This is a genomic window from Roseivivax isoporae LMG 25204 (genome assembly GCF_000521865.1).
GTDB lineage: Bacteria > Pseudomonadota > Alphaproteobacteria > Rhodobacterales > Rhodobacteraceae > Roseivivax > Roseivivax isoporae.
Genome location: NZ_JAME01000067.1, coordinates 1 through 8,973, shown reverse-complemented (window position 1 = coordinate 8,973; position 8,973 = coordinate 1). Strand labels below are relative to the sequence as shown.

Annotated in this window: 5 protein-coding genes; 1 reads left to right on the top strand and 4 read right to left on the bottom strand. The window is 67.6% G+C overall.

Features of this window, described 5'->3' with window-relative positions; all coding sequences use genetic code 11:
* A partial coding sequence (locus RISW2_RS25130) for a hypothetical protein (RefSeq protein WP_043775152.1) occupies positions 1–953 on the top strand: 953 nt, incomplete at its 5' end.
* Between the two features lie 61 nt (positions 954–1,014).
* Here RISW2_RS25130 and RISW2_RS25550 read toward each other — a convergent pair.
* The 4 genes from RISW2_RS25550 to RISW2_RS25730 all read right to left on the bottom strand — a co-directional run bounded on the left by RISW2_RS25550 (position 1,015) and on the right by RISW2_RS25730 (position 8,765).
* Positions 1,015–2,688: a calcium-binding protein gene (locus RISW2_RS25550; protein WP_051492304.1), complete on the bottom strand. Its 1,674-nt coding sequence runs from the start codon at positions 2,686–2,688 to the stop codon at positions 1,015–1,017.
* 121 nt (positions 2,689–2,809) lie between these two features.
* Positions 2,810–5,098, bottom strand: coding sequence for a nidogen-like domain-containing protein (locus RISW2_RS23740; protein ID WP_051492302.1), 2,289 nt, complete (start codon positions 5,096–5,098; stop codon positions 2,810–2,812).
* 201 nt (positions 5,099–5,299) lie between these two features.
* The gene (locus RISW2_RS23735; RefSeq protein ID WP_156943956.1) at positions 5,300–7,159 is read right to left on the bottom strand and encodes a calcium-binding protein; all 1,860 of its coding nucleotides are present in this window, start codon (positions 7,157–7,159) and stop codon (positions 5,300–5,302) included.
* 22 nt (positions 7,160–7,181) lie between these two features.
* Complete coding sequence (locus RISW2_RS25730; RefSeq protein WP_051492297.1) at positions 7,182–8,765, bottom strand: BMP family ABC transporter substrate-binding protein; 1,584 nt, start codon at positions 8,763–8,765, stop codon at positions 7,182–7,184.
* Positions 8,766–8,973: the final 208 nt, after the last annotated feature.

The following is an 8,973-nucleotide window of genomic DNA, read 5'->3' as shown; positions in this document are numbered from 1 at the left end:
CGACCACGATCCAGGACACGTTCTACGCCAATTCGGAACTCCTGGCGCGGCACGGGCTGGTCTATCCGCGGATCGCCCAGATCGCCGGCCACCATGGTCTCGTCTACGACTGGGTGCGCCTGCCCAAGACCTATGCCTATGCCGGCGGCAGCCTCGCCAACCTCTCGCGTCTCGCCGAGGCCCATGCAGGAGGCGACGCCACACTGTTCCTCTCGAGCGAGGAGTTCTCGCGCATCGATCCCCAGGCACGGGTCGATTTCGCCCAGGTGCGCGAACGGCTCGCGGCCTTCGACGAGATCGAGGTGATCTGCGTGCTGCGCCAGCAATGGCAGTTCCTGCAATCGGTCTATCTCGAACTCGGCAAGAAGCGGGTGCCGCCGCGGCCGCCGCAATTCGTGCAACCGGTGATCGAGAAGGGCACGGTGGCGGGCCTCGCCGCCGATTACAATCTTCTGCTCGACCGGCTCGAGACGGTCTTCGCCCCGGAAGAGATCACCTTCGTCGACTTCCACGCGGCCCGCGCCGCTCGGGGCGGCATACTCGGCTGGATGCTCGATCACCTGAGGATCGACCTCGATCCCGGCGCACTGGAAAAGGTGAATGGAGGCAGTTCGAACGTCTCGCCCATGTCGCTGGCAAGCTGGGCCGCCAACATGCTGGCCGAACCGCAGGTCGCACCGCCCTGGCTTGTCGACGAGGTGACGAAGCTCCTGCGCCGCGAACATGGCGATGAGGTGTCACCCTGCCTCTTCACCCGTGCCGAATTCCAGACGCTCAAGATGCATTTTGATGCCCGGAACGGGCACCTCGCCGCGCGCCGCGCCGCCGCCCAGCCGGGCTTCTCGCTCAAGCCCGCGGACGAGGACCGGCTCGACCTTTTCCGCAACGATCTCGGGGGACAGTTCTGGCTCAAGGTGGCACGCCGGGTGACGGCGAGGACGCTCAAGGTTTAAGATCGTAGCACCGTCCATCAGGGCGCGAGCCCTGTCGACGCAGCGTATAAACCTGCCTCGGTTAGACCAATAGGTCGTAGCTCGCGCCCCCGATCTGCAGCATCAGGCCGTCCTCGCCCGCGCCGTCGACCAGCGCCCAGAGGATCTGGCCGGTAGGACGATGGATCACGAAGGCCTCCTCCACATGGGCATCGCCCGCACCAGGCGTGGTCGCGATGTTCACCTGGAACTGATCCTCGCGCGCCGCACCGCCGCCCCACACGAGCGTGTCGCCCTCTGCATGGAAGAAGTCCCGGATCCAGTCCGAGCCGTGCCCCTCGCTCCCGGCGTGGAAGAACCGGTCCGCCCCTGCCCCGCCATTCACCCGGTCCGAGCCGAACCCGCCGTTCACGAAATCCATGCCGTCCCCGCCGAAGAGCAGGTCCGAGAAGGCGCCGCCGGTGATCACGTCGTCGCCACCGTTGCCGATCACCGTGTCGGCGCCGAAACCGCCCGCGATCGTGTCGGCCCCCGCGCCGCCGTGCAGGTCGTCGTTGCCGTAACCGCCGTCGATCATGTCATTGCCCGCGCCGCCGTAGCTCACGTCGCGCAGGTCGTCGGGGGTCGCACCGCCCTGCAGGTCGTCCGCCCCGGCGCTGCCGATCAGCGTGTCGCTGCCGGTATGGCCCTGCAGCCGGGTGCCCGCGACCTCGGCGATCAGCCGGTCGTTGCCCGCGCCGCCATCCACCACGCTGCCTTCCGCGCGCGCGGTGAGCATGTCGTCTCCCGCAAGACCGCCCAGCCATTCCGGCAGGTCGGTCCCGGTGGCGAGCACCGCGTCGTTCCGCGCATCCGCCGCGAGGTCGAGGACCACGCGGTCGAAGGCGGTGCCGTCAATCACATATTCCGCGCCGAAGGCGAAATGCTGCCCAGCCAGGTCCGGATCGCGCAGTGCGGTCAGGAGCGCCCCCGACAACTCGCCCGTGGCGGTACCGATCTCGGTACCGTCCGGGGCGACGAGCCGCGCCCGGTCGATGCGGAAGCTCGAGATGTCGTCCTCTTCGACGGGCGCGAAGGGCGGCAGCCTCTCGTAGAGGGCCGACACTTCCAGGAGCGAGACGGCGAGACCGCCGAAATCGTCCGGCAGCGCGCCCTCGAGGCTCAGCGTGTAGCCCCCGACGCTCAGCACCGCCGCGTCTCCCGAGAAGCTCATTCCGAACAGCGTCTCGCCACCCTCGGTCAGGGTGATGCCCGAGAGATCGAAGGCGCCCAGCTCGTCAATCAGCGCCGCGCGCTCGGCGGGCGCGGGGTCCTCGGCAAGCGCCGTGACGAGCCGCCCGAGCTCGTAGAATTCCGCGAAGGTGTCCGGCAGGCGTCCCGCGAGGGTCAGCACCACGTCACCCGAGGTGACGGTGTAGCCGGCGGGTCCGAAGCCGATGGAGAGGAGCTCGGTGGCGCGGTCCGACAGGGACAACCGGACAAAGGAGCCCGAGGCGCGGCCGGCCTCGACCGCCTGCGCGAACCCGGCCGCGTCCGAGACGGGCGCGAGGTTGCGTCCGTCGAGCGCGAGCGTGAAGCGGCCGTCGGACACCGCGATCCGCGTGGAGGACAGCTGCACCGGCCGCCAGTCGCCTGCGCTCTGCAGGGCCATCTCGATGGCAGGCATGACATCGAGCGGAAAATCGTCGAGCGCCGGGACGTCGAACCCGACGGAGACGGCATTGAGACCCGCGGAGGTCGCGGTGATGGTCGTCATGGAAGTGTGGCCTTTCGGGGCGGAGGGAGTGCCGACGCGCATCGGGGGCCGTCGCCGGCCCCCGAATTCTTAACCATCTGCAATTTCGCTAGAAACAGCTCCAGGCAAATATGTTCAAGCCTCAAGCCAGAAGGTCGAACGTGCCGCTGTTCAGCTGCAGCATCAGGCTGTCCTGCTCGGCACCGTCGACCAGTGCCCAGAGGATCTGGCCCGTCGGGCGGTAGATGACGAAGGCCTCTTGGACATCGACATCGCCCGCACCTTCGGTCGAGGCGAAGTTGACCTGAAACTGATCCTCGGTCGCCGCACCGCCACCCCAGACAAGCTTGTCACCCTCGGCGTGGGAGAAGTCCTGGATCCAGTCCGATCCATGGGTTGCGATCCCGAGGTGGTAGAACGTGTCCGCCCCGGCCCCTCCGTTCACCCGGTCCGACCCGAAGCCGCCGTTCACGAAGTCCATGCCGTCGCCGCCGAAGAGCAGATCGGAGAAGGCCGAGCCCGTGATCACGTCGTCGCCGTCACCGCCGATCACCGTGTCGACGCCGAAGCCGCCCTCCATCGTGTCGTTGCCCGCATCGCCGCGCAGTTCGTCGTTGCCGTAGCCGCCGTCGATGGAGTCATTGCCGGCCCCGCCATAGGCCACGTCACGCAGGTCGGTCGTCGAGGTGCCGCCCTGGATCACGTCGTCGCCCTCGCCGCCGATCAGCGTGTCGACGCCATTGCCGCCGTCGAGCGTGTCGTCACCTGCGAGACCGACCAGGCGGTCGTCCCCGCCACGGCCGCGCAGGAGGTCGTCCTCGGCGCCGCCGGTGAGCACCTCGTCCGCATCGGTGCCGATCTGCAGTTCGCCCACGATGCCGCGGATGCCCGCCTCGGGCACGCTCACAGCAGAGGCCACGAAGGATGCGTCGCCGGTGATCAGGACGTCGATCACCGCGTTCTCGAAGGCGACGCTGCCGGGCGTGAGGCCGGCCTCGGTGGCGAGCCGTTCGGCGGCGGTGACCTCTTCCGGGGTGAAGTCGGCCCGGGTCGGCATCTCGGCCGGCATGTCGGGCAGGTAGAAGCCCGCGAGGGATTCTCCCGCATCGTAGGTGAAGAGCGACTGCGCCTCGGTCGTCACCCGCCAGTCGTCGCGGTAGGCGCCGTAGAGGTCGTCGAAGGCCAGCGGCCGCGCCAGGACGGTGCCGTCGGCCAGCGCCACGTCGTTGTCGGGATTGCCGTCGGCATTTCCGAGAAGACCCTCGACCGCGCCCACATGGTCGGTCGACAGGCGCATCGCTACGTCGAGCCGGCTGCCCACCACGTCGACGATGACCTGGCTGCTGTCGCGGCTGATGCGGGCATCCGCGTCGTTGTAGACGATGGTGTAGGTATCGTCCTCGCGGTAGACGCGGCCGCCATCGACCGCGATGCTGCCGAAGTTCTCGATCTCCACGGCGGCACCGTCCACCGAGACCGGCGTGGCATCGGCGGCGTCGATCTGCACCGTGCTGTCGCCGACGCGCGCGGCGACGGCCTCGGTGATCGACGCATTCTCGCCCGCCGGAACGAAGCGCGCCTGCACCTCGAGGCCGCTGCCGTCGATGTCGCGGGTCAGCACGTATTCGCCCGCGGCCTGGAAGCTGTAGTTGAACCCGTCGAGCGTCGCGAGGTGCGGATCGCCCGAGGTCCAGCCGGTGGCGCCGACCGGCGGCAGCGGCGGGATGTCGGCCTGCACGATGTCACCCGAGCGCACGCGGAACAGCCACTGGCCGTCGGCACCGGTATTTCCGGGCGTGTCCTCGAGCGCGAGCATCGCCGCCTCGTCCCCCGAGGCGGGCAGTTCGAAGAAGGCGTTCGGATCGCCGGTGCCGGCGGTGTAGCCCGCGCGCGCCGTGACCCCGCCGAGGCCGTCCGTGCCGCCGCTGGCATTGCCGGCGGTCCAGTTCACCGCCTCGTAGCGGAACTCGATGTTGAAGTCGCCTTCGCCCACGTCCTGCAGGATGAGCTGGAAGGCGTTCAGCTTGTCGGTTCTGTTGCTGTAATAACCGACATCGTCCCAGGTCACGATGATCCGGTCCTGTACCGTGTCAAAATCGTAATGGACCAGGTTCGACCCGGTGGAATTGCCGCCCGGCGTGGGATCGATAGCGCCGCCGCGGGTGTCGACATCGGCGAAGAAGGGTGTGATTTCGGGGTTGTCGCTGGCCTCGGTGATCACGTTCGGAGTGAAGGTCGAGCGCGGCCCGTTGAACGTGACGCTGCCGTTGTTGTTCACCCAGAGTTCGGTGAATTCGCGCCCGAAGAAATTGAGACCGTTCTCGAAGATCGACGTGATGTCGAGGGGAAGGGTCGAACGGTCGTCGTTGCGGTCAAGAAACGCTTCGCCGAAGCCTGCCTCGCCACCGAGGCCGCTGATCAATGCCGTCATGTAATCCCGTATCCGTTTAACGGTCGGTTCTTCGTCAAATCATCCGATATAAAAACCGACCCTGTTGCACCAGAAACCTCCGACCTGGCCAAAAAGAAAGAAAATTGCCGTGCCGGACGTTACGTCAGCATTTATTCATTTCCGGGCCGTCGGGGCAAACATTAATCCGCCAGAGGTCCGGATTTCCCGACCCTGCCGACCTCACGCCAGGAGGTCGTAGCTCGCGCCCCCGATCTGCAGCATCAGGCTGTCCTCGCCCACGCCGTCGACCAGCGCCCAGAGGATCTGTCCCGTCGGGCGGTAGATCACGAAGGCCTCCTCGATACCCGCATCGCCCGCCCCCGGCGTGGTCGCGACATTCACCTGGAACTGGCTCCGGCTCGCCGCACCGCCGCCCCAGACGAGGGTGTCGCCCTCGGCGTCGGAGAAGTCCTGAATCCAGTCCGAGCCGTGGCCCGCGACTCCGACATGGAGGAACCGGTCGGCGCCCGCCCCGCCGTTCACCCGGTCCGACCCGAACCCGCCGTTGACGAAATCCATGCCGTCCCCGCCGAAGAGCAGGTCCGAGAAGGCGCTACCCGTCAGAACGTCGTTCCCGTCACCCCCGATCACGGTGTCAGCGCCGAAGCCGCCCTCGAGCGTGTCGTTGCCCGCGTCGCCCCTGAGCTCGTCGTTGCCGTAGCCGCCGTCGACGAAATCGTTGCCCGCACCGCCATAGATCACATCGCGACGGTCGGCCTCGGTTGCGCCACCCCGGAGGACGTCGTTCCCTCCCCCGCCGATCAGGATGTCGGTCCCGTCGCCGCCTTCGAGCGTGTCCTCGCCGCCATTGCCGACAAGCGTGTCGTTGCCGCCGAACCCGCGCAGGACGTCGTCCGCCTCGGTCCCCACCAGCCGGTTGGCACCGTCGTCGCCTTCGATCGCCGGCAACCAGGTCCCGTAGCCGTCGACCCAGTAGGTACCGCCGTAATCGGGACTGTTGAAATCGAGCACGTCGGTCAGGATCGCGTTGACCATGAGCTTGGTGCCGTCCCCCGAGATCACGGGGTAGGCGGTGTTGAAGCGGGAGGCCAGTTCGCCGTCCGCGGGATCGGGCGCGATCCGGGTCAGCGCGCCCGTCATCATGTCGCGCACGAAGACGTCCGGTTCGCGCGGGAAGGCATCGTCGCCCGGATCGTCCGGCACGAGGTCGGGCTCGGTCGTGGCGAAGGCGACATAGCGGCCGTCATCCGAGACCGAGAACGGCTCCTGCCCGTCATTTCCCTCGTAGACGTAGTCGACGGACCCGTCGTCGATCCCGATCCGCACCAGTCCGGCCGGCCGGTCGCTGAAGCTGTTGTTGGTGTAGAAGAACAGGTAGCGTCCGTCTCCCGACAGGACCTTCTGCGTCCCTTCGCCAAGCTCGAAGCCCGGGGCGATGTCGTTCAGGTCGAGAACCGTGTCGCTGGCACGGTCGTAGATCACCTGCTGCTGGAACAGCCCGAGCGCGACCCGTCCGCCATCGTCCGAGATCGCGGCCGTGGGCCGGCTGTTGCCGGCGGAGGGATCGAAGCCCGCCGCGCGCAGCTCGGCATCGAGGTCCACCTGGGCACCGCCCGTGGTGGAGACGAGCGCCAGGACATCCCCGCGGCGGTCGGTCAGGACCGCCGATTCCCCGTCACCTGAAAACGCGGCGAGCGTCATGTCCACGTTGCGCGGCACGCCATCGGGCTGGACGAGCGTGTAGCCGCCCCCGTCACGCACGACATAGAGATCGTCCGCGCCGTCGACATCGGCGGCCACCAGCGCCTCGTCGGTGACGATCCCGATACGGCTGGCATCGTCCGAGACGAAGCTGAAGATCGGGCCGAGGAACACGGGGGCCGCGGGAAAGGCGGGCGCGAGCTGGGTGAAGCTGTCGGCCGCGAAATCGTAGCTGAAGAGCTGCGTGTTGGCGCCGGCCGCCAGCCGCAGCAGGAAGGTCGCGGTGTCCCCGTCCGCCGAGAGCGCGAAGCGCAGGGGGAATGGCTGGTGGTCGGGAAGATCCGCCCACGGGAAGGTATTCAACTGTACAAGGCTCATGTGGATTCCCCGTTCCGGATGTTCACGCGAAGAGATCGAAGCTCGCGCCTCCCCCGATCTGCAGCATCAGGCTGTCCTCGCCGGCACCGTCGACAAGCGCCCAGAGGATCTGCCCAGTCGGCCGATGGATCACGAAGGCCTCCTCGACACCCGCATCGCCCGCCCGCGGCGTGCTGGCAAAGTTCACCTGGAACTGGTCGCGGATTGCCGTGCCACCATAGACCAGCCTGTCGCCCTCTTCGTGGCTGAAGTCCTGGATCCAGTCCGACCCGTGCCCCTCGACGCCGATGTGGAAGAACCGGTCGGCGCTTGCCCCGCCGTTCACCCGGTCCGACCCGAAACCGCCGTTGACGAAATCCATGCCGTCCCCGCCGAAGAGCAGGTCGGAGAAGGCGCTACCAGTCAGAACGTCGTTCCCGTCACCCCCGATCACGGTGTCGGCGCCGAAGCCGCCCTCGAGCGTGTCGTTGCCTGCGTCCCCGCGCAGCTCGTCGTTGCCATGGCCGCCGTCGATGCTGTCGTTCCCCGCACCGCCGTAGATCACGTCACGCAGGTCGGCCGCACTCGTGCCCCCGATCAGAACGTCGTCGCCATCGCCGCCGATCAGCGTGTCATTTCCGTTGCCGCCGTCAAGCGTATCGGCGCCGCCGTTGCCGCGCAGCAGGTCGTGGCCATCAAGCCCCTCAAGGAGGTCGGCGCCGCCCGTGCCCTCCAGCGTCTCGTTTCCGGTGTCGATCTCGCCGCGGGGGCCGTCACGCAGTGCCGCGACGACCGTCTCGAGATCGGCCTCGAGTGCAGGCGTCAGCGCCTCCGGCACACCCGGAACATAGTCCCAGATGCCGTCCTCGGCCCCCAGTTCGACCGCTCCGCCGTCCAGGGACGCGCCGCCCGCCATGGCATCACGGACCACCAGATCGACGCGCGGATGGATTGCGGCCAGCATGCTGCCCGGGTGCAGGTCGACGCTCCACGTATCGAGACCGACGGAGAAGATGCCGGCATCGGCGGCCTGCTGCAGGACACCTAGGGAAGTCTCACCGGCGGCACTCGACACCACGTCGGCGCCCTGGTCGATCTGGGACTGCGCGAGCTCGGCACCGCGGACCGGGTCGTTCCAAGCCGCGGGGGTCGTCCCGGCCATGTTCGAGAGCACGATGGCCGCTGGATCGGCCGCGGCGGCCCCAGCAGCGAAGGCTGCCGCGATCATTCGCTGCTCGGGAATGTCCATGCCCCCGACATAGCCCACCATGCCGGTCGCAGAGGCCGAGGCGGCAAGGTATCCGGCCATGTAGGCAGCATCGGCAACGTCGAAGGTGATCGAACGGACATTCGACCCTTCGGCGCTGCCGCCGACGAGCACGAAGGTGGTATCGGCGTAATCCGACGCGGCCCGCGCGAGGTCGTCGGCAAAGCCGAACCCGATGGCGATGACCGGGTCGGAGCCGATCTCCGCCAGACGGCGCAGGGCCTGTTCGCTCTGCGCCTCGCTCACGAGTTCGAAGTCCCGGAACGTGCCGCCGGTCGCGGTCGCCCCTTCGAAGGCCGCCTGGTTGTAGGAGCGGTCGAATTTTCCGCCGAGGCCGTAGAGAAGTGCAGGTATGGTCATGGCCGTTCTCGCAGCATTGTCCGATTAAGGTGACCACCGCGCGGAGTATCGCGTCGCTCGGCTGGAGGAGTGCCCACCCCATGGAAGAGACACGCGGCAGACAGTTTTTCAGGGTTTCACGAATGGCTCCTCGAGTTGCTTTGCAGCATCTCGGCCCTTTGTCAGGACATTACGCCAATAGGTCATAGCTCGCGCCCCCGATCTGCAG